We start from the raw sequence: 402 nt of genomic DNA, 5'->3' as shown, positions 1-402 counted from the left end.
AAATTACACATAAATCAGGTTGAACTACCGTGTGAATATTATCACCTTTTTCGTCCTTTTTAGGCAAACGTACATCAAACGGAGCTACAAAAAGTTGACATTTCTGATTTTTGAAATAATTCCCTAGAAATAAGGTTATATTTAGAGAAATTTGTTGATGTTTCAAACTGGGTGCAGGTGACATTTTGAAAATCTTTCCTTTGAGAAGCTCCACACGCTCTTCAAATTTCCAAAGAAGGTAGTCTGCGTATGTATACACACCGTTTACTAAATCTAACTGATTGATATTATTAATAGTAGCCATAAGGATTATTCTTTATGTTAAAAAATATCCGAGGTGTGGATTTTCAACTCAGGAAATTTAACCGATGTAATATATTCATCTACAACGGGTTTCAAAAT

Annotated in this window: 1 protein-coding gene; it reads right to left on the bottom strand. The window is 32.3% G+C overall.

Going from position 1 to position 402, the window contains the following annotated elements; all coding sequences use genetic code 11:
* Positions 1-304: Uma2 family endonuclease (locus tag CCAND38_RS01485; protein WP_042343253.1), on the bottom strand; the 304-nt coding region annotated here is incomplete at its 3' end.
* Positions 305-402: the final 98 nt, after the last annotated feature.

It is taken from the genome of Capnocytophaga canis, assembly GCF_000827555.1.
GTDB classification, from domain to species: Bacteria; Bacteroidota; Bacteroidia; order Flavobacteriales; family Flavobacteriaceae; genus Capnocytophaga; species Capnocytophaga canis.
Note: the sequence above shows the minus strand (reverse complement) of the source record. Positions and strands in the feature narration are given on the sequence as shown.